This is a genomic window from Streptomyces longisporus (genome assembly GCF_039532765.1).
Taxonomy (GTDB): domain Bacteria; phylum Actinomycetota; class Actinomycetes; order Streptomycetales; family Streptomycetaceae; genus Streptomyces; species Streptomyces longisporus.
Genome location: NZ_BAAASG010000001.1, coordinates 162666 through 182081 on the forward strand (window position 1 = coordinate 162666; position 19416 = coordinate 182081).

Below are 19416 nucleotides of genomic sequence, written 5' to 3' on the forward strand. Positions count from 1 at the left end.
TCACAGTTGGCCAAACCATCGTGTGGACTTTGTGATCTGTTTGTGGCCGCGGCCGCCGATTGACGTGACCACGGTGTGACCGCCACGCGTTAGCCTTGTCCGTCAGCTAGCGGCGGTGTACGCCGGGTCATGACGTAATGACTCCCCAGTGACTGAAGCGGAAGAAGAGACATGCCCATCAAGGTGAGCGTGGTGATCCCGGTCTACAACCCGGGCAACTACATCGAGGACTGCATAGCCTCTCTTCTGCGTCAGAGCCTGCCGGACGACGAGTACGAAGCGATCTTCGTCGACGACGGCTCCACCGACGAGACGCCCGAGCGCCTGGACCGGCTGGCCGCCGAGTACCCCCACATGCACGTCATTCACCAGGAGGGCTCCGGCTGGTCCGGCAAGCCGCGCAACGTCGGCATCGCCGCCGCCAAGGGCGAGTTCATCCAGTTCGTGGACAACGACGACTGGCTGGGCGACGAAGCCCTCGAGCGCATGTACAACTACGGCGTGGAGAACGGCGCCGATGTGATCGTCGGCAAGATGGCCGGAAAGGGCCGCCCGGTCCCGCTGGAGCTGTTCCGCAAGAACCGCCCGCACGCGAACGTCGAGAACGCCCCGCTGATCGACAGCCTCACCCCGCACAAGATGTTCCGCAAGGCGTTCCTCGACAAGTACGACCTCCGCTACAAGGAGGGGCGCCGACGCCTCGAGGACCACGTCTTCGTCACCGAGGCCTATCTGCGGGCCGAGAACGTCTCCGTGCTCAGCGACTACCTGTGCTACTACCACGTCAAGCGCGAGGACGCGTCCAACGCGGGCTTCCAGCGCTTCGACCCGGTCGGCTACTTCAAGAACCTGCGCGAGGCCCTCGACGTCGTCGAGAAGCTCACCGAGCCCGGCCCGCTGCGTGACCGGCTGTTCCGCCGCTGGCTGCGCAACGAAATGGTCGAGCGCATGCGTGGACAGCGCCTGCTGAAGCTGCCGGAGGACTACCGCCAGGAGCTGTTCGACGAGATCCACAAGGTGGTCGTCGAGCGCTTCGGACCCGGCGTCGCGGCCGGTCTGCAGCCCACGCAGCAGATCGTCGCCGGCCTGATCGCGGCGAACCGGCTCGCCGACGTCGAGGAGTTCGCCCAGTGGGAGTCGGGGATCAAGCCCTCCGGCACCCTGGAGAGCCTCGGCTGGGAGGACGGCAAGCTGTCGATCGGCTTCACCGCCGAGTACAAGTCGGCGGGCGAGCCCATCACCTTCCGTGCCGACGGCGACAAGGACCTGCTCGTCCCGCCGCTGCCGCAGACCAGCCTGGACGCCATCGCCCTGCTCGGCGCGGACACCTCCGCACCGCTGGGCAAGTCCAAGGTGGACCTCGTCGTACGTGAGCGCGCGACGGCCGCGGAGTTCTTCCAGCCCGTGGAGTTCACCCGGGAGAAGGTCGCCGTGGAGGGCCGGGACGGGTACTTCCGGCAGGTGTTGCACGCCACCTCGCGCATCGACCCGCTGTCGGCGGCGAACGGCGCCGGGCTGGACGCGGGCATCTGGGACGTCCTCATCCGTATCCACTCCTGCGGGTGGACCAAGGAGACCCGCCTCGGTTCCGTGCGCAGCGAGGCGGCCGGGCGCGGACGGCGCGCTGCCGTGGTGGGCTCCCCGGCGCACCTGGTCCTGCCGTACTGGACCGACCCGCACGGCAACCTCTCGCTCGACGTCGACCGGAAGACCAACCGGATCTCGTACGAGTTCGCCGGTCACACGGCCGCCGACGTCACCGTCACAACGGGCCCCGACCGCCTCACCGTTGCCCTGCCCTTCCACGTCCAGGGCGAGAGCGAGGCAGCCGTGAAGCTGACGAAGGCCGCGACCAGCCGTTCGGTCGAGTTCCCCGCCACCCTGGCCGCCCGTGCGACCGGCGGGGCCGAGTTGAGCGCCGGGCTTACGCTTGGTGAACTGGTGGACGGCCAGTGGCGGCTGGAGCTGATCCTGCCGTCGGCAGGCGCCCCCAAGCCGGTGGCACTGCCGCTGGTGCTCGATGTCTCCGCGAGTGGTGGTGTCGAGGTCAAGCCCCTCGCGGCTGCGGCCGCCGACCTGGTGGCCAAGGCCCCCGGGCGGCCCAAGCCCGCCTCTCGCCCGGCGAAGCGGACATTCCTGCGCCGCGCGGCGGGCAGGCTCCGTCGGGCTCTCAAGAAGTAACCGAACCACGCGAACTAGGATCGATACGTGCGACCACTGGGCATTGACGGCGCTTGGGTACTGGAGCCCAAGGTCTTCCCCGACGACCGCGGCAGCTTCCACGAGTGGTTCCGCGGCGCCGACTTCCGCGAGGCGACCGGCCAGGACCTCAACCTGGCCCAGGCCAACTGCTCCGTCTCCAAGCGGGGCACCCTGCGCGGCATCCACTTCGCCGACGTTCCACCGAGCCAGGCCAAGTACGTCAAGTGCGTACGCGGCGCGGTCATCGACGTCATCGTCGACATCCGTGTCGGATCACCGACGTACAAGCAGTGGGAAGCCGTCCGGCTCGACGACGAGACCCATCACGCGGTCTACTTGTCAGAGGGCCTCGGGCACGCCTTCTTCGCCCTGACGGACGACGCGACGGTGGTCTACCTCTGCTCCGAGGGTTACGCCCCCGAGCGTGAGCACGGCATCCACCCGCTCGACCCGGATCTCGCCATCCAGTGGCCCGACGGCATCGAGCCGCTGTTGTCCCCGAAGGACGAGCAGGCGCCGACCCTCGCCGAGGCGGAGGCCCAGGGTCTGCTGCCGCTGTATGAGGACTGCGTCACATACCGCAGGTCCCTCCGAACGGCTGACGGCTCCTGACCTCTGGTGAGGGCCCTTCTGTGACATCAAGAAGAAGGTATGGGCTTTGTCCCATTAGCGTTTCTTGGGGAACGCGGAAGGGTCCGCAACCCTCCTCCTGGGTGACGGAAAAACCACGGGCAAGGAAACCGGGGACTGAGTGGCATGGGTTTGACCAGCGAGACGACTGTGTACGTGATGGCGGCCGTGGCCGCCATTTGTGTGGCGCTGTTGGTCTGGCTGTGGCCACGGCTGGCCAAGCAGGGCGTGTGGCAGGTGCTCGGACGCCTGGCGGCCGTCGGAGTGGCCCAGGTGACGATCATCGCCGCCTTCGCGTGCTGGCTGAACTCGTCCTACCAGTTCTTCGGATCCTGGGGTGAGCTCTTCGGCAACGTCGACACCGCTCCCGTCGGTGTCACCCAGGCGGGTGGAAACAACGACGGGGCCTTTTCCGGCGTCTCCGTGAAGGGCTCCCTCATACAGCCCAACGGCACCGAGCAGCTGAACCGGGTCAGCGGACTGCCCACCGGCCCCGCAGCGGTGAACGGGCGGGTCGAGTCCGTGAAGGTCATCGGCCGCCGCACCGGCGTCGTCGACCCGGCCTTCGTGTACCTGCCGCCGCAGTACTTCCAGAAGGCGTACCACCGGCAGCGCTTCCCGGTGATCGTCGCGCTCAGCGGCTACCCGGGCTCCATCTTCAACCTCGCGCAGTACCTGCGGGTGTCACAGACCGCCGGAGAACTGCAGAAGAGCGGCCAGATGCAGCCGACCATCATGGTGATGATCCGGCCGACCATCGCTCCGCCGCGCGACACCGAGTGCGTGAACGTGCCGGGCGGACCGCAGACCGAGACCTTCCTGGCGAAGGACCTGCCGGACGCCCTGAAGGCCACGTACCGGGTGGGTCACGACGCCACCGCCTGGGGCGTCATGGGTTACTCCTCCGGCGGCACCTGCGCCCTGCAGCTGACGATGCGCAACCCGAACGTGTACACGACGGCCGGTGCCCTGTCGCCCGACTACAAGATCAAGGACGACGCGACGACCGGCAACCTCTTCGGCAGCGGACTGGGCCGCGTCAACCGGATCAACAGTCACGACCTGATGTGGCGGCTCCAGCACCTTCCCGCGCCCCAGGTCTCCGTCCTGGTCGCGGACAGCAAGCACGGCGAGAAGGGCTACCCCGAGACGCTGGCCTTCATCAAGGCGGTCAAGGCGCCCATGCGCGTCGTGTCGATCCTGCCCGAGAACGGCAGCCACAACTTCCCGACCTGGGTACGGGAGATGCCGGCCACCCTGAAGTGGATGAACCAGCAGCTGACCTTCCCCCAGGACGTCGTGCCGCGGCACCTGCCCAAGCCGAAGCCGGGCCACACCACGGTGCGTGCCTCGGGCCAGGAGCCCTCGGAGGCTCCCACCAGGCGCAGGTGACGCAGGACCCTTCCTCTCGCCCTACAAACTGTAGGGTGAGAGGAAGGTGAGAAGAAGTCTGCCCCTCCACGAGGTCGAACAGGGCCGGCCGGCGGATGGTCCCTGATCCTGTGGGACCCGCCCCTCCAGCACTTACCTACACGTTGTAGTAGTTGGTCCCGAGTGGCTGAACACGCGTGGGTGCTGCCCAATGGAGACGAGGCAGAGGAGGAGGCGGTCGCGTGATGGACGCCCGTCGCGCCGGAACAAGCGTCGAGCTTCCCGGGAGTGCCGGGACGGACCTGATGGCGTCGCCTCCGACCCGGGCCGCGGTGCCCGGGGTCCAGGACGCCGGCCCCCAGCAGTGGCATCGCGGGATGACGCTGGTGGCCACGATCAGCCTGTTCATCGGGACGCGGGACGCCTGGACCGCCGCGATGGCATCCCGCCCGGCCGTCGCCGCGGCGATCTCCGCCTGCTACGCCTCGATCCTCATCTGTGCCGTGCTCGCCCTCTTCGTGCGCACCCGGCGGGCGCTGGTCCGGGTGGACGCGGCGGTGCTGCTGACCGCGGTGGCGCTGGTGACCTGCGGCTATCTGCTCGACCATGCGGGCAGCGACGAAGGCGTGCTGACCGCCCAGGCCGCGAACCAGATCCTGCACGGCCATCCGGTCTACGGCCAGTCCTGGCCCTGGCTCTTCGACAGCGTACGCGTCGGGATCACCAAGACCATGTCCGGCGGTGCCGACTACACCTACGGCTATCCGCCGCTGACGGCCCTGCTCGCCGCCCCGGTGCATGCCGTCGTCCATTCGGCGGCGGCCGCCACGCTGGTGACCACCGGCGCGCTCCTGGCCTCCTCGGTCCTGTTGTGGTTCCTGCTGCCGGCACCCTGGCGGCCGGCGGCCACCGCGGTCTGCCTCGGCTTCGGCTTCCTGCCCCAGTACGCCTACGCCGGCTACCCCGCGATCACGGCCCTCGCCCTCCTCGTCCCCGTGGTGGTGCGCTGGCCCGCCACGGGCGCGGGCGGCCAACTGGGAGGCAGAGGAGTGCTGCGGGCGGCCTGTCTGGGCGCGGCCTGCGCCGCTCAGCAGCTCGCCTGGTTCCTCACGCCGTTCCTCCTGATCGGCCTGTACGCCGTCAGACGCGGCGAACTCGGCCCGCGGCGGGCGCTCGCCGTCACCGCCCGGTACACCGGCACGGCCGTGCTCGCCTGGGCCGCCGTCAACGCCTACTTCGCCGTCCAGGAGTTCTCCACCTGGCTGCACGGTCTGCTGCTGCCGCTGGACCAGAAGGCGATCCTGCACGGCCAGGGCCTGATGGGGATCTCCTACTACTTCACCGCGGGCAGCAGCCGCCTCGACTACTACTCCTACGGCAGCCTGCTGCTCCTGCTCGGCCTGCTGGCCGCCACACTGCTGTTCGTCCGGCGCCTCGGCCCCGCGATCACCGTGCTGCCCTGGTGTGCGTTCTATCTGGCCACGCGTTCCCAGGACGGCTACTTCCTGATGATGACGCCGCTGTGGCTCGCGGCCGTCGCCACCGTCCCGGCCGCCGCGTTCGCCACCGCCTGGCAGCCACGTCTGCCCGGCGCCTTCGGTCGCCGCGCGAAGGGAGCCGTGGCCACAGGCCTGCTCCTGCCCGCCTTCGCCTGTGTGACGGTGGCCGCCGCAAGCCCGCCACCCCTGCGCCTGAGCCTCGCCCCTCGCTACGCGACCCACGCCTCGGGCGCAGGCGTCACCGCCGTCGCCGTACGGGCCGTCAACACCACGGGCACGGCCCTCGCCCCGCACTTCGCCAGCCGCACCGGGCAGGGCGCCTCCAACTGGTGGACCATCACCTCGGGCCCGGCGACCCTGGCGCCGCACGCGTCCGCCGAATACGTCGTCGAACCCCCGGGAGGCTTCCGCGCCCTCCCGCACGGCACGCATGCACGCACCTACCTCATCGCCGTCACCGGCACCCCGATGACGATCACCACGGCTTCCCTCCCGCCCGCACCGCCGTCGAAGCGGTGAACGGCGGGCGTACGGGGCGGCCCGCCCGGCAACCGGTGAAGGCGGTGTGAGGGTTCGCCGGTGATCCGCGGGAGCCAGGTGTGAGGACGTGGGGTCCCAGGTCCGGAAGGCGAGAAAAGGCGGTTAGCGTGGAGCGGTGAGTGAGACGAAGACCCCTGCCCTCCAGTACCGCTTCGACGGCCCGGAAGACGCCCCGGTCCTCATCCTCGGTCCCTCGCTCGGCACGACCTGGCACATGTGGGACCGCCAGGTGCCCGAGCTGGCGAAGCAGTGGCGCGTCTTCCGCTTCGACCTGCCGGGGCACGGCGGGGCGCCCGCGTACCCGGTGGGCTCGGTCGGCGAACTCGCCTCCCGGCTGCTGGCCACGCTCGACGGGCTCGGCGTGCAGCGCTTCGGCTACGCGGGCTGTGCGCTCGGCGGTGCGATCGGTCTCGAGCTGGCCCTTCGCCATCCCGAGCGGCTCGCCTCGCTCGTGGTGATCGCCGCCTCGCCCCGTTTCGGCACGGCCGACGAGTTCCGCCAGCGCGGGGTGATAGTGCGGACGAACGGGCTCGACCCCATCGCCCGTACCTCCCCGGACCGCTGGTTCACCGGCGGGTTCGCCGCCGCGCAGCCCGCGATCACCGACTGGGCCGTGCAGATGGTCCGCACCACGGACCCCGGCTGCTACATCGCCGCCTGTGAGGCGCTTGCCGCGTTCGACGTACGGCCCGAACTCGGCCGCGTCGGCGTGCCCACCCTCGTGCTCGTCGGCTCGGAGGACAAGGTCACCGGCCCCGCCGAGGCCCGCACCCTGGTCGCCGGCATACCCGACGCGCGCCTCGCCGTCGTCCCCGGCGCCTCCCACCTGGTGCCGGTCGAGCAGCCCGCCGCCGTCACCGACCTGCTGGTCCGGCACTTCTCCACCGCCTGGCAGCCCGGCTACGTCGAGTCGTCCACGGGGCAGATCGCCATCCCGGCGACCCCCGCCAAACCCGTACTCGCCCCGCCCCCGCAGCCTCACCAGCCCGCGCCGATCGCCGAGATAGCCCCGGCCGCCGTCGTGCCCCCGCCGGTGAACGGACGTCCCGACCCCTACGACACCGGCATCAAGGTGCGCCGTGAGGTGCTCGGCGACGCACACGTCGACCGGGCGCTGGCGCAGGCGGACGAGTTCTCCGGGGACTTCCAGGAGTTCATCACCCGCTATGCCTGGGGTGAGATCTGGGACCGCCCCGGCCTCGACCGGCGTGCCCGCAGCTGCGTGACCCTGGCCACCCTGGTCGCGGGCGGCCACCTGGAGGAGCTCGCCGTCCACACCCGAGCCGCCCTGCGCAACGGCCTCACGCCGAGCGAGATCAAGGAAGTACTGATGCAGTCGGCCGTCTACTGCGGCCTGCCGGCGGCGAACAGCGCGTTCAAGGTGGCCCAGCAGGTCATAAGAGAGGAAACGACCCCCACCGAGTGATCGTCAGCCGGGCAGCGAGAGCACCAGTCTCAGCCGCCCGAGCCGGCCGGGAGCGGGGCAGGATGGGAGCCATGAAGCTCACGAAGAAGTCGCACGCCTGCGTTCGTCTGGAGAAGGACGGGCGCACGCTCGTCCTCGACCCCGGCATGTTCAGCGAGCAGGACGCCGCGCTCGGCGCGGAGGCGATCCTCGTCACGCACGAGCACCCCGACCACTTCGACGAGGGCCGGCTGCGAGCGGCCCTGGAGGCCGATCCGGCCGCCGAGATCTGGACCCTCGCCTCGGTCGCGGAGCAGATCTCGGCCGCCTTCCCGGGCCGGGTCCACACCGTCGGCCACGGCGACACGTTCACCGCCGCGGGCTTCGACATCCAGGTCCACGGCGAACTGCACGCCGTCATCCACCCGGACATCCCGCGCATCACGAACGTCGGCTACCTCGTCGACGGCGGCAAGGTCTTCCACCCCGGCGACGCCCTCACCGTCCCCGACCACCCCGTCGAGACGCTGCTGCTCCCGGTGCAGGCACCCTGGAACAAGATCGCCGAGGTCATCGAGTACGTCCGGGAGGTCGAACCGCAGCGCGCCTACGACATCCACGACGCCCTGCTCACCGACCTCGCCCGCCCGATCTACGACCGCCAGATCGGCACCCTCGGCGGCTCGGAACACCTGCGGCTGACACCCGGAGAGTCGGCGGAGGTCTGAGGACGGGATGCACGGCGGGCGGGCCGGCCGCGTTGTCAGAGCGGCCCGGTAGGTTGTGAGGCATGCGCATTGCGACCTGGAACGTGAACTCGATCACCGCCCGTCTGCCGAGGCTCCTGGCCTGGCTGGAGAGCAGCGGCACGGACGTGCTCTGCCTCCAGGAGGCCAAGCTGGCCGAGGAGCAGTTCCCGTTCGACGACCTGCGCGACCTCGGCTACGAGGCGGCGGTGAACGCGACCGGCCGGTGGAACGGCGTGGCGGTGCTCTCCCGCGTCGGCCTCAAGGAAGTGGTCAAGGGCCTGCCGGGCGACCCCGGTTACGACGGCAGCGAGGAGCCCCGGGCCATCTCGGCGACCTGCGGCCCGGTCCGCGTCTGGTCGGTGTACGTGCCGAACGGCCGCGAGGTGGACCACCCCCACTACGCCTACAAGCTCCAGTGGTTCGAGGCACTCAAGGCCGCCGTCGCCGGCGACGCGGCCGGCAGCCGCCCCTTCGCGGTGCTCGGCGACTACAACGTGGCCCCGACGGACGACGACGTCTACGACGTGGCCGCCTTCGAGGGCCTCACCCACGTCACCCCCGCCGAGCGCGCAGCCCTGGCGTCCCTCCGCGAGGCCGGCCTCTCGGACGTGGTCCCCCGCCCTCTGAAGTACGAGCACCCCTTCACCTACTGGGACTACCGCCAGCTCTGCTTCCCCAAGAACCGCGGCATGCGCATCGACCTGGTCTACGGCAACGCCCCCTTCGCCAAGTCAGTCACAGACGCCTACGTGGACCGCGAGGAACGCAAGGGCAAGGGCGCATCGGACCATGCGCCGGTGGTGGTGGACCTGGACGTGTAGGCACCGGGTGCGAAATCAGCCCGTCCGGCGTTCGAGGACGAGGCCGTTCAGGCCGAAAGCGGGGGTCTGGGGGCGCAGCCCCCAGGGCGGTCACGGCACCAGAGCGCGCAGATCCACGGATCGGGCCATCGCGGCGAGCCCCGCATCCCCAGGATGCAGATGATCCCCACTGTCGTACGCGGCCAGCATCCGCCCCGGACGCTGCGGATCCCGCACCACCGCATCGAAGTCCAGCACAGCATCGAACACCCCGGCCCCCCGGATCCACGCATTCACCGCGGAGCGCTCCGCATCGACGGCAGCCGTGCACCGCACCTCGCCCTCGCAGGGCAGGATCGTGCCGGCCAGCATCCGCAGGCCCCGCGCATGCCCCCGGTCCGCGATCTCCTGCAACCCGGCGACGATCTGCTGGGCAGTGGCCTGCCCCCGCAGGTCGTTCACGCCCTCGAAGACGACCGCCGTGCGCACCGAGGTCTGGGCGAGGACATCGCGGTCGAACCGGCTCAGGGCGCTGACCCCGGCCATGTCCGTGGAGACCCCGTCACCGGGATACCGGTCGGTGACCACACGGTTCCCGGAGATCCCCTGGTTGAGCACCCCGTAGTGCGGGACCCCACGCTGCTTCAGCAGCCGTGCGGCCAGCACGTCGGGCCACCGCCGGTTCGCACCCGTCGTGGACCTGTCCCCGTCGGTGATCGAGTCCCCGAGCAGCACCACCGACCCCGGTCCACCGCCCACGTCCACCCCGGTCAGCAACGGCCACCTGGTCAGGGTCGTGGTGTACGCCGCCCCGGAGCCCTCCGCCGTATGGTCGCCCGCCGTGCTCACGTACGACCGCTGCACCGCCAGCTGGTGCACGGGTGCCGCGGCCACCGGCCCGGGCAGATGGAAACTGACCAGCAGATTCGCATCCGCGGGCACCAGGAAGCCGAGCGGATCGCTGAACGCCTGGGCCCCGGCCGGGATCTCGACCCTCGCCCCGCCCCGGAACGACAGCGGCACCGGCACACCCCGAGCCGTGGCCCCCTCTTTCTGCACGGCCACCGTCGCGCCACCGATCCGTACCGGCGCCGCCGCGAACGTGTTGTCGAACCGCAGCCGTACCCGCGCCCCGCCGACCGACGTGTGCACCACCAGCCGTACCGTCCGGTCGCTCCACGGCCCCACGGCCCGGACACCGGAGGTGGCGGCCGCCCAACTGCCGGTCCAGCCCGCGCCCGAGGACCGCACGGCCAGGGCGAAGACATGCACACCGGTTGCGCGCGGCAACTGCACCGAGGCCACCTGGCGACCCCGGACCAGCGGCACGGTCACCACGTACAGCCGTGCCTGCTCGGCGAGTTGCCCGTCGGCTGTGTTGATGTGCGGCAGCGCCACCGCCTTCGTGGCGAGCGGGCCGGCGCGCCAGTCGGGAGCGGTCAGGGTGTACGAGGAGCGGGTGCCGTCCCGGTACGAGACCGCGCCCGTGCCGCTCGCGCCGACCCCGCCCGTGCCCGCCACCAGGAAGGCGAGCGCGTCGCCGCGTCCGCCGACCCGCACCGACTGTCCGGCGGCGAGCACGTTGTCCGGCTCGCCCGGCAGCCGCCGCGGCCAGGTCAGCCGGGCCCCCTGCACGGTGAGGGCACGGCCGGGCGTCCAGCCCGCCGCCGTCAGGTCCTGTGCCGACAGGGAACCCCCGTAGCCGTCGAGGTTCGCCAGACCCGGACGGGCGTCGTCGCTGACGGCAACGTTGTCGAAGAGCCGCTGCAGCGGCTGTGGTTGTGCCCCGTCGCCGGCAGTGGCCCGTGCCGACACGACGGGCGCCAGGAAGGCGAACGAGACGATGGCAACCGCGAATCCCCGCACACGTCGACGCACGGCCGACTCCTCCCGCTCACCGGTGGGACGAAAGACGCATCGCGAAGCTAGAGAGACGTGAGGGACCCGTCAACGCGCCATGCACGGAGTCGCCGCGAAATAGCCCCGAAGTGACCGCCCGCGCGCCTGTGGTGCGCATGCCGGTGCGAATGACACGCTGGGAGGTATGAAGATCCCTTTTCTGGGCCACCGGCATGAAAAGCACGGCATCCCCGACCCGGAGGGCATCGCCGAACTCCTCTCCGAGTGCGAACTGCTTCGCTCGCAGGCGTACCAGGAGGGCGTCCGACTCGACGATTCCGCAGCCTCGTTGGAGGCGCTCGACCAGCTGCTGCCGCGTTGGCGGGACGACCCCGAGGTGCTGCACTGGCTCGGCAACGACGCCGGGCTCTATCTCGGCACCGTGATCGTGCGCACGGTGACCGGCGCGGCCTGGGGGCTCTGGCCGGACGGCCGGCCCGTCGTACGGCTCGCCTCGGGCCGCGAGTTCGACGTCGTGACCTCCGGGCACGAGTGGGCGGCCGGCGGGGTGCCCGAGCTCTCGCAGCTGTACGCCGAGGTCGCGGAGACATGAGCGGAGCAGCCGACCTAAGATCGACGTAAATACGGCTTATGCCCGAAAAGTGCGTGTCGTGACGTAAGTCAACTCGCGTCCGGATAGTTTGCGGCAACCACGACACAGCTGAGAGTGAGTAGGGCTGCGAATGGCCGTCGATCCGCTGATCGAGCTGCATGACGTCAACAAGTACTACGGGGAGTTGCATGTCCTGCAGGACATCGACCTCACTGTCGGCAGGACGGGGGGTGCTGTCGGCCGCTGCTTCTCGGTGCTGTGCAGGCCCGCCGCATGCGGGCAGCCGCTGCCCGAGGAGGGCAGGGCCCTCGCACGGCTCCTCGACCGCGTCGGACTCGCCGACCAGGCGCCCAAGTTCCCCGCGCAGCTCTCCGGCGGCCGACAGTTGGGGGTACCTCCCAGGCCCTTCAGGCACTGGGGCAGCGTGGCCGTCGCCCGCGCCCTCACCATGGAGGAGCCCGAAGCGCTCCTGTTCGACGAGCCCACCTCAGGCATGACGATGGTCGTCGTCACCCCCGAGATGGGCTTCGCCCGCTCTGCCGCCAACCGAGTCGTCTTCATGTCGGACGGCCGCATCATCGAGGACCGCGCCCCGGAGGAGTTCTTCACCGACCCGCACAGCGAGCGCGCCCAAGACTTCCCGTCCGAGATCCTCAAGCACTGAGCGACAGAGCCATGCCCGGCCGGCGGCAGCCGGAGATCACTGCTTGCGCAGCGGAATCGACACGTACGACGGGTCGTTCGCCGGCGAGGAGAAGGTCAGCTGAGCGCCGGACGGGTTGTGCTCGATGTAGAGCGGGTCGACCGTGTCGACGACCAGGGCCAGCCGGTGCCCTGCCGGGACGTCGTAGGCCGTGGAGAACAGATCCAGGTCGAGACCGAACGGCTTTCCGGGCGTGCGCCCGTGGAAGGTGTACGGCGCGTTGCTGACCAGCTTGCCGAGGCCGAGCGGCCCCACGTCGTAGAGGTAGGCGACGAGGGTGCCGCTCTCCTTGGTCGGGGTGACCGTGGTGTGCAACTGGGCCGTGCCGCGGATCTGCTGGGCGGCTGCGTACTTCTCCGACTGCCAGACGGCGGCCCAGCGGCGGGGGAGCAGGGGGATCGAGGCCATCGGGGGCAGCTGGGCGAGCTGGTCGAGGATGCTCGACAGGAAGACGATCCCGCCGTCCGCCCCGGAGTCGACGTTCGTGTGGATCGTGGTCGTGCCGGCGAGGGCGATCTTCCGGTCGGTCGCGGCGATGGACTTCCAGTCCGGGTAGCCCTCGTAGCCGCCCGTGGTGCGGGGCTTGAGCTGGACCGGCTCCTCGCGGTTGATGCCGTTGTCCTCGCCCTTGAGGTAGTGGTCGAACCAGCGCTCGGTGTCCGTCCACACGTCGTTGGGAAGTCCGAACAGGCCGGTCAGCTCGGCGGTGGCGTGGTCGCCGGGGCGGAACTCCAGTCTCTTCGGGCCGGTCAGCTTCTCGTAGAAGTCCGCGTACTGGTTGGGCGCGAAGACCGTGTCGCCCCACGCGTTGGCCAGCATGACCGCTGCGCCGTTCTTGTTCAGCTGATCCACATATGTTGCGGCCGAACGTTTCTTCCCCCAATTGATCATGTCCTGTTCCTTGGACAGGTTGGAGGCGTAGAAGTTGTCGAAGATCTGCCGGAGTTCGGGGCTCTGCCGGCCGGTGACCAGGCTCGCGCCGTCCAGCAGGGCGCCGGCCTGGACGTGCTGGGTGCGGCCGGAGTAGATCGAGTCGATCAGATCGGCCCAGCCGCTGAGCGCGGCGACCGCCTTGATCCGTTTGTCGTGCGCGGCGGCGATCAGGCTGATGCCGGCGCCGTAGGAGACGCCCGCCATGCCGATGTGGGCCGAGTCGGCCGGGGTGTTGGCGAGCGCCCAGTCGATGACCTTGGAGGCGTCGGCTATGTCCGGTGGCCCGGCCACTTCTATCTCCCCGCCGGACTGCCAGAAGCCCCGCACGTTGTAACTGACCACGATGTAGCCGGAGTCGGCGAGCTTCTGGGCCTGGGCGAGGTACTCGACCTGGGGCAGGCCCCAGCTCGTGGGGAGCACCAGCAGCGGGTAGCGGTGCGTGCCGTCGGCGCCCGCGGGCATGAGGACGTTCGCCTTGAGGACGGTGCCGCCGTCGCCGGTGATGTCGACGAAGCGGACGGCGTCCGTCGCCTGGGCGGCGGGGGCGAGCCCGAGGGCGCTACCGGCGATCAGAGTCGCGGAGACGGCGCCCACGGCGGTCGTACGCAGGGCCTTGCGATGGGTTCCCACGGGTCACTCCTCACTCGTGTCAGTGCAAAGTGACCAGACGGTAACCTCGCCCCTTTACCGGAGGTAACCCGTCGGTAAGTTACGTGGCAGTAACGATTGTTGTCATGTGAATGAATTCAGGAGGCGCGGTGGGAGTTGCGGGGAGCAGGGGGCGCCGGCAGGGGTGCCTGTGCCGCGCGGGTCACGTCCGCGACGAGCTCGGCGACATCCGGGCCGTACGCCTGTGAGTTGACCACCTTCAGCAGCAGGACGAACGTGTTGTTGCCGTACTTGCGGGCCAGCCGCTCGTGGTTGCGCGCGAGGTAGCGGGTCGCTGCCTGGTTGGTGATCGCGGTCTGGCCGCTGAACAGGAAGACGGGGCGGGTCAGACCGGGCTGACCGGCCGTCAGCCGTGCCAGCAGCACGTATTCGGACAGGCCCTTCTCCATGCGGTAGCGCTCGCTGCCGATCTGGAACGCCAGCCGGTCCGGGCCCGGCTCCGGGTCCGTGTTCACCCGCACTCCGGGCAGCATGGCGTGCAGGTGCGCCGCCATGCGCCGATTCGACCCCGGGCCCCCGACGCAGAACTCGGTCCGCTCGCCGAAGCCCTGCCGGGCCGCGTCCTGGGTGATCACCTCGGCGTGCGCGCCGCAGTCCTTGATGAGGGCGGCGAGTTCCAGGAGCGCGAACACGTCGTAGCGGTGCACCGCGAGGTCCGGGCTGCCGGCGTCGCGGTTGACGACGAGCAGCGACTCGGAGTGGTCGGGCAGCCCGAAGAACGCCTGCTTGCGGCGGAGTTTCCGCTTCCACAGATAGGTACGGGCCAGCCAGCCGAGCGCGGCACTGATGCCGGCCGCGACCACGCCCAGGACGATGTTGCGCACGTCGTCATTCATGGGCGCGCATGCTAGCGGGCCGACATGGCTGGTACGTACCGGTGTTCGATCCATGGCATTCGTATGACAGCAGCCGGAAGGGGGCTGTTGGGGCCCCGGAGAATGCGGTTACGCTGCGCGGACGTCCCTGACTGGAGGTACGGATGCGTCGCCCCCTCGCGCGGAAACTCTCGGTCCTGGCGGTCTCGGCCGCCGTGGTGTCGGTGGGGGCGGCAGCGCCGCCGACCGCCGCCAGGACACCGCAGAAGGTGCCCGTCGCCGTCGGCTACGGCGGCGCCGTCGCCAGCGTCGACGCGGACGCCTCCGCCGCCGGTATCGAGGTCCTGAAGAAGGGCGGCAACGCGGTCGACGCGGCCGTCGCCACCGCTGCCGCGCTCGGTGTCACCGAGCCCTACTCCTCCGGCGTCGGCGGAGGCGGCTACTTCGTCTACTACGACGCCAAGTCCCGTACGGTGCACACGATCGACGGCCGTGAGACCGCGCCCCTGACCGCCGACTCCAACCTCTTCGTGGAGAACGGCAAACCCCTCGCCTTCGCCGACGCCGTCAGCAGCGGCCTGAGCGTCGGCACCCCGGGCACGCCCGCCACCTGGCAGACCGCGCTCGACAACTGGGGCAGCAGAAGACTCGGCACGGTACTCAAGCCCGCCGAGCGGATCGCCCGCGACGGCTTCACCGTCGACGACACCTTCCGCTCGCAGACCGCCGCCAACGAGACCCGGTTCCGCTACTTCCCGGACACGGCCAAGCTGTTCCTGCCGGGCGGGCAGCTTCCGGTGGTCGGCTCCACCTTCAAGAACCCCGATCTCGCCCGCACCTACGAGGAGTTGGGCAGGAAGGGCATCGGCGCCGTCTACGACGGCGACCTCGGCGACGACATCGTCCGCACCGTGAACCACCCACCGGTGGACCCGAGTTCGGGCTGGAACGCCCGCCCCGGCAAGCTGTCGGACAAGGATCTCGCGGCCTACCGCGCCAAGCTCCAGGCGCCCACCAGGACCTCGTACCGCGGACTCGGCGTCTACTCCATCGCGCCCTCCTCCTCCGGCGGCACGACCGTCGGCGAAGCCCTCAACATCCTGGAGAACACGGACCTCTCGAAGGCGAGCGAGGTCCAGTACCTGCACCACTACATCGAGGCCAGCCGGATCGCGTTCGCGGACCGCGGGCGCTGGGTCGGCGACCCCGCCTTCGAGGACGTACCGACGAAGGAACTGCTCTCGCAGAAGTACGCCGACTCGCGGGCGTGCCTCATCAAGGACAATGCGGTGCTGACCAGCCCGGTGGCGCCCGGGGATCCGCGCCACCCGGCCGCGTGCGCCTCCGGCGGTACGGCGGCCCCGACGACGTACGAGGGTGAGAACACCACCCATCTGACCGTGGCCGACAAGTGGGGCAACGTCGTCTCCTACACGCTGACGATCGAGCAGACCGGCGGCAGCGCGATCACGGTGCCCGGGCGTGGGTTCATCCTCAACAACGAGCTGACGGACTTCTCCTTCACCCCGGCGAACCCGGCGGTGCACGACCCGAACCTGCCGGGGCCGGGCAAGCGGCCGCGGTCCTCGATCTCGCCGACGATCGTGCTCGACAAGCACGACAAGCCGGTGGTCGCGCTCGGTTCGCCCGGCGGGGCGACGATCATCACCACCGTGCTGCAGGTGCTGACCGAGTTCCTCGACCGTCATCTGCCGCTGGTCGATGCGATCGCTGCGCCGCGGGCCAGTCAGCGGAATGCTGCGCAGACCGAGCTGGAGCCCGCGCTGTACAACGACACCGGTGCGGGGAGTCTGCGGGCGCAGCTTGAGGCCATTGGGCATTCGTTCAAGTTGAACCCGGAGATCGGTGCGGCCACCGGTGTGCAGCGGTTGTCCGGTGGGAAGTGGCTGGCGGCGGCTGAGACCGTGCGGCGAGGTGGGGGATCGGCACAGGTGGTGGATCCTGCGCCTTAGACCCCGACTGCGGGCGCGTGGGGGCTGGTCGCGCAGTTCACCGCGCCCCTGTCGGGGCGCTGCAGCCCAACCCCGTTATAGCTCTGGAGCGATTGGTAGGTCCTCAGTCTGGAAGGCCAGCCTGCCGTCCTCGACATCCACCGTCACGCGGCCGCCCTCCGCCACCCGGCCGTCCAGCAGCAGTCGTGACAGCTGGTTGTCGACCTCGCGCTGGATGGTGCGGCGCAGGGGGCGGGCGCCGTATTCGGGCTGGTAGCCGTGTTCGGCGAGCCAGTCGACGGCCGGGGCGGTGAACTCGACCGTGACGCCCTGCGCCTGCAGCAGGCGGCGGGTCCTCTCCAGCAACAGGTCGGTGATCTGCCGCAGTTGGTCGCCGGTGAGCTGGCGGAAGACGACGATCTCGTCGATGCGGTTGAGGAACTCGGGGCGGAAGTGCTCGCGCAGCGGACGCAGGATCTGTTCGCGGCGGGCCTCCTCGTCGGCGTCGGCACCGCCCGGCCCGAAGCCGATGCCGGCGCCGCGCCGGCTGATCGCCTCGGAGCCCAGGTTGCTGGTCATCACGATGACCGTGTTGGTGAAGTCGACGGTGCGGCCCTGGGAGTCGGTGAGACGGCCGTCGTCGAGGACCTGGAGCAGGATGTTGAAGACGTCCGGGTGAGCCTTCTCCACCTCGTCGAGCAGGAGGAGCGAGTACGGGTGGCGGCGTACGACCTCGGTGAGCTGCCCCGCCTCCTCATGGCCCACATAGCCGGGCGGGGCGCCGACCAGGCGGCTGACGGTGTGGCGTTCCTGGTACTCGCTCATGTCCAGGCGGACCATGCGCTCCTCGCTGCCGAAGAGGGCCTCCGCGAGGGCCCGCGCCAGTTCCGTCTTGCCGACGCCGGTCGGGCCGAGGAAGAGGAAGCTGCCGATCGGCCGGTCGGGGCTGGCGAGTCCGGCGCGGGAGCGCATCACGGCCTCGGCGACCACGGCGACGGCCTCCTCCTGCCCGACGACCCGCTCGTGGAGGTGCTCCTCCAGGCCGAGGAGCTTCTCCTTCTCCTCCTGGGTGAGACTGGCGACCGGGATGCCCGTCTGCCGGGACACCACCTCGGCGATCGCCTCGGCGGTCACCTCCAGCTGCCCCTCGTCGGCCTCGTCGCCGCCCGTGGTGTCCGCGATGCGCTTCTTCAACTCGACGATCCGGTCGCGCAGCTGGGTCGCCTGCTCGTACTGCTCGTCGGCGACCGCCTGGTCCTTGTCGCAGGTCAGCTGCTCGATCTCGCGCTCCAGGGCCCGTACGTCGGTGCCCTTCGTGCGCGCCCGCAGCCGTACCCGCGCGCCGGCCTGGTCGATGAGGTCGATGGCCTTGTCCGGCAGCCGGCGGTCGGTGAGGTAGCGGTCGGACAGCTCGACGGCGGCGACCAGGGCCTCGTCGGTGTAGCGGACCTGGTGGTGGGCCTCGTAGCGGTCGCGCAGGCCGCGCAGGATCTCGATGGTGTCCGGTACGGAGGGTTCGGGCACCAGGATCGGCTGGAAGCGGCGGGCGAGTGCCGCGTCCTTCTCGATCCGGCGGAACTCCTCCAGGGTGGTGGCGCCGACGATGTGGAGCTCGCCGCGGGCGAGCGCCGGCTTGAGGATGTTGCCGGCGTCCATCGCGCCGCCCTCGCCGCCTCCGCCGGCACCGACGACCGTGTGCAGCTCGTCGATGAAGACGATCAACTGGTCGGAGTGCGTGCGGATTTCGCCGACGATGTTGTTGAGGCGTTCCTCGAAGTCACCGCGGTAGCGGGTACCCGCGACCACACCGGTGAGGTCCAGGGCGACCACCCGCCGCCCGATCAGTACGTCGGGCACGTCCCCGTCGGCGATGCGCTGCGCGAGCCCCTCCACGATGGCGGTCTTGCCGACGCCCGCATCACCGATCAGCACCGGGTTGTTCTTGCCGCGCCGCGACAGCACCTCGATGGTCTGCTCGATCTCGTCCTCCCGGCCGATCACCGGGTCGATACGGCCCTCGCGGGCCAGCTCGGTGAGGTCGCGGCCGTACTTGTCCAGGGTGGGCGTGCCGGTGGCGCGTGTGTGCTCGGTACGGGTCTGCGTGGTGTCCGGTGCCTCGGGCGGCAGCCCGGTGGGCCCGAAACGGGCCGAGTTGAGGATGTGCCCGGCCGCCGAGTCGGGGTTCGCGGCCAGGGCGCTGAGCACGTGCTCGGGGCCGATGTAACCGGCGCCGCTGGCCCGCGCCAGGTCGTGGGCGTCGAGCAGGGCCCGCTTGACGGCGGGGGTGAGGGAGAGCGAGGTGGGCGGCGGCGCCTCCTCCGCCGTGTGCTGGACCGGGCCGGAGCGTTCGTCGATCTCCGACGCCAGCGAGTCGGGATCCGCCCCGGCCCGGCTGAGCAGGCTCCGGGTCGGCTCGCTGGCCAGGGCGGCCCGCAGCAGATGCTGGGTGTCCAGGTCCCGGCTGCCGTGCTCGGCCGCGTACTGGGCGGCTCCGCGGACCAGTTCCCGGGCGGGCTGACTGAGCAGCCTCCCGATGTCGATCTGCCGGGGGCCCGGGCGCGGGCCGCCGAAGAAGCGGGCGAGGAATTCTCCGAAGGGGTCGTAGCCCTCGGGGCTGCTGAAGCCGCTGGTCATGGCCTTCCCATCCGGCGTCCCTGCGGGGCCCGGGACGCCCTCGCTGATCGACGTGCCGCAGT

14 protein-coding genes are annotated in these 19416 nt (G+C 70.3%); 10 read left to right on the forward strand and 4 right to left on the reverse strand.

The genetic code is table 11. From position 1 onward, the window contains the following. The first annotated feature begins 171 nt into the window (after nucleotides 1-171). From ABD355_RS00710 to ABD355_RS00740, 7 genes are all read left to right on the forward strand, one after another. Nucleotides 172-2181: a glycosyltransferase family 2 protein gene (locus tag ABD355_RS00710; protein WP_344397954.1), complete on the forward strand. Its 2010-nt coding sequence runs from the start codon at nucleotides 172-174 to the stop codon at nucleotides 2179-2181. 27 nt (nucleotides 2182-2208) lie between these two features. Further along, nucleotides 2209-2814, forward strand: a complete 606-nt coding sequence (gene rfbC / locus ABD355_RS00715) for a dTDP-4-dehydrorhamnose 3,5-epimerase (protein WP_344397955.1) — start codon at nucleotides 2209-2211, stop codon at nucleotides 2812-2814. Nucleotides 2815-2958: 144 nt separating this feature from the next. Then, nucleotides 2959-4224 (forward strand): alpha/beta hydrolase, encoded by a 1266-nt coding sequence (locus ABD355_RS00720; RefSeq protein WP_344397956.1) that lies wholly within the window; start codon nucleotides 2959-2961, stop codon nucleotides 4222-4224. 284 nt (nucleotides 4225-4508) lie between these two features. Then, complete coding sequence (locus ABD355_RS00725; RefSeq protein ID WP_344397957.1) at nucleotides 4509-6221, forward strand: hypothetical protein; 1713 nt, start codon at nucleotides 4509-4511, stop codon at nucleotides 6219-6221. Between the two features lie 136 nt (nucleotides 6222-6357). Beyond that, complete coding sequence (pcaDC, locus tag ABD355_RS00730) at nucleotides 6358-7668, forward strand: bifunctional 3-oxoadipate enol-lactonase/4-carboxymuconolactone decarboxylase PcaDC (RefSeq protein WP_344397958.1); 1311 nt, start codon at nucleotides 6358-6360, stop codon at nucleotides 7666-7668. Nucleotides 7669-7739: 71 nt separating this feature from the next. After that, nucleotides 7740-8375, forward strand: a complete 636-nt coding sequence (locus tag ABD355_RS00735) for an MBL fold metallo-hydrolase (RefSeq protein ID WP_344397959.1) — start codon at nucleotides 7740-7742, stop codon at nucleotides 8373-8375. Nucleotides 8376-8437: 62 nt separating this feature from the next. Continuing rightward, on the forward strand, nucleotides 8438-9217 hold the full coding sequence (locus tag ABD355_RS00740; RefSeq protein WP_344397960.1) for an exodeoxyribonuclease III: 780 nt from the start codon (nucleotides 8438-8440) through the stop codon (nucleotides 9215-9217). A 90-nt stretch (nucleotides 9218-9307) separates the two neighbouring features. Here the strand turns inward: ABD355_RS00740 and ABD355_RS00745 are convergent, their stop codons facing one another. Then, nucleotides 9308-11074, reverse strand: a complete 1767-nt coding sequence (locus ABD355_RS00745) for an SGNH/GDSL hydrolase family protein (protein WP_344397961.1) — start codon at nucleotides 11072-11074, stop codon at nucleotides 9308-9310. Between the two features lie 166 nt (nucleotides 11075-11240). On the opposite strand from ABD355_RS00745, the gene ABD355_RS00750 reads away from it, so the two are divergent. Beyond that, nucleotides 11241-11648 (forward strand): DUF6278 family protein, encoded by a 408-nt coding sequence (locus ABD355_RS00750; protein WP_344397962.1) that lies wholly within the window; start codon nucleotides 11241-11243, stop codon nucleotides 11646-11648. A 130-nt stretch (nucleotides 11649-11778) separates the two neighbouring features. Beyond that, nucleotides 11779-12312 carry an ATP-binding cassette domain-containing protein gene (locus ABD355_RS00755; RefSeq protein ID WP_344397963.1) on the forward strand — a complete coding sequence of 178 codons (534 nt, stop codon included), beginning with the start codon at nucleotides 11779-11781 and terminating at the stop codon, nucleotides 12310-12312. 36 nt (nucleotides 12313-12348) lie between these two features. Here the strand turns inward: ABD355_RS00755 and ABD355_RS00760 are convergent, their stop codons facing one another. After that, nucleotides 12349-13914: a CocE/NonD family hydrolase gene (locus ABD355_RS00760; protein ID WP_344397964.1), complete on the reverse strand. Its 1566-nt coding sequence runs from the start codon at nucleotides 13912-13914 to the stop codon at nucleotides 12349-12351. Nucleotides 13915-14030: 116 nt separating this feature from the next. Continuing rightward, entirely contained in the window at nucleotides 14031-14789 is a 759-nt protein-coding gene (locus ABD355_RS00765) for a hypothetical protein (RefSeq protein WP_344397965.1), read from the reverse strand. Nucleotides 14790-14932: 143 nt separating this feature from the next. Between ABD355_RS00765 and ggt the strand changes: the two genes are divergently transcribed. After that, on the forward strand, nucleotides 14933-16741 hold the full coding sequence (gene ggt, locus ABD355_RS00770) for a gamma-glutamyltransferase (RefSeq protein WP_344397966.1): 1809 nt from the start codon (nucleotides 14933-14935) through the stop codon (nucleotides 16739-16741). 75 nt (nucleotides 16742-16816) lie between these two features. On the opposite strand, the gene ABD355_RS00775 is transcribed toward ggt, so the two are convergent. Continuing rightward, on the reverse strand, nucleotides 16817-19354 hold the full coding sequence (locus tag ABD355_RS00775) for an ATP-dependent Clp protease ATP-binding subunit (RefSeq protein WP_344397967.1): 2538 nt from the start codon (nucleotides 19352-19354) through the stop codon (nucleotides 16817-16819). Nucleotides 19355-19416: the final 62 nt, after the last annotated feature.

Excerpts from the sequence above, each read along its gene's own strand:
- ABD355_RS00720 (WP_344397956.1), top strand. The coding sequence starts at position 2,959 with ATGGGTTTGACCAGCGAGACGACTGTGTACGTGATGGCGGCCGTGGCC.
- ABD355_RS00710 (WP_344397954.1), top strand. The coding sequence starts at position 172 with ATGCCCATCAAGGTGAGCGTGGTGATCCCGGTCTACAACCCGGGCAAC.
- ABD355_RS00775 (WP_344397967.1), bottom strand. The coding sequence starts at position 19,354 with ATGACCAGCGGCTTCAGCAGCCCCGAGGGCTACGACCCCTTCGGAGAA.
- ABD355_RS00755 (WP_344397963.1), top strand. The coding sequence starts at position 11,779 with ATGGCCGTCGATCCGCTGATCGAGCTGCATGACGTCAACAAGTACTAC.
- ABD355_RS00750 (WP_344397962.1), top strand. The coding sequence starts at position 11,241 with ATGAAGATCCCTTTTCTGGGCCACCGGCATGAAAAGCACGGCATCCCC.
- ABD355_RS00725 (WP_344397957.1), top strand. The coding sequence starts at position 4,509 with ATGGCGTCGCCTCCGACCCGGGCCGCGGTGCCCGGGGTCCAGGACGCC.
- ABD355_RS00740 (WP_344397960.1), top strand. The coding sequence starts at position 8,438 with ATGCGCATTGCGACCTGGAACGTGAACTCGATCACCGCCCGTCTGCCG.
- ggt (WP_344397966.1), top strand. The coding sequence starts at position 14,933 with ATGCGTCGCCCCCTCGCGCGGAAACTCTCGGTCCTGGCGGTCTCGGCC.
- ABD355_RS00765 (WP_344397965.1), bottom strand. The coding sequence starts at position 14,789 with ATGAATGACGACGTGCGCAACATCGTCCTGGGCGTGGTCGCGGCCGGC.
- ABD355_RS00735 (WP_344397959.1), top strand. The coding sequence starts at position 7,740 with ATGAAGCTCACGAAGAAGTCGCACGCCTGCGTTCGTCTGGAGAAGGAC.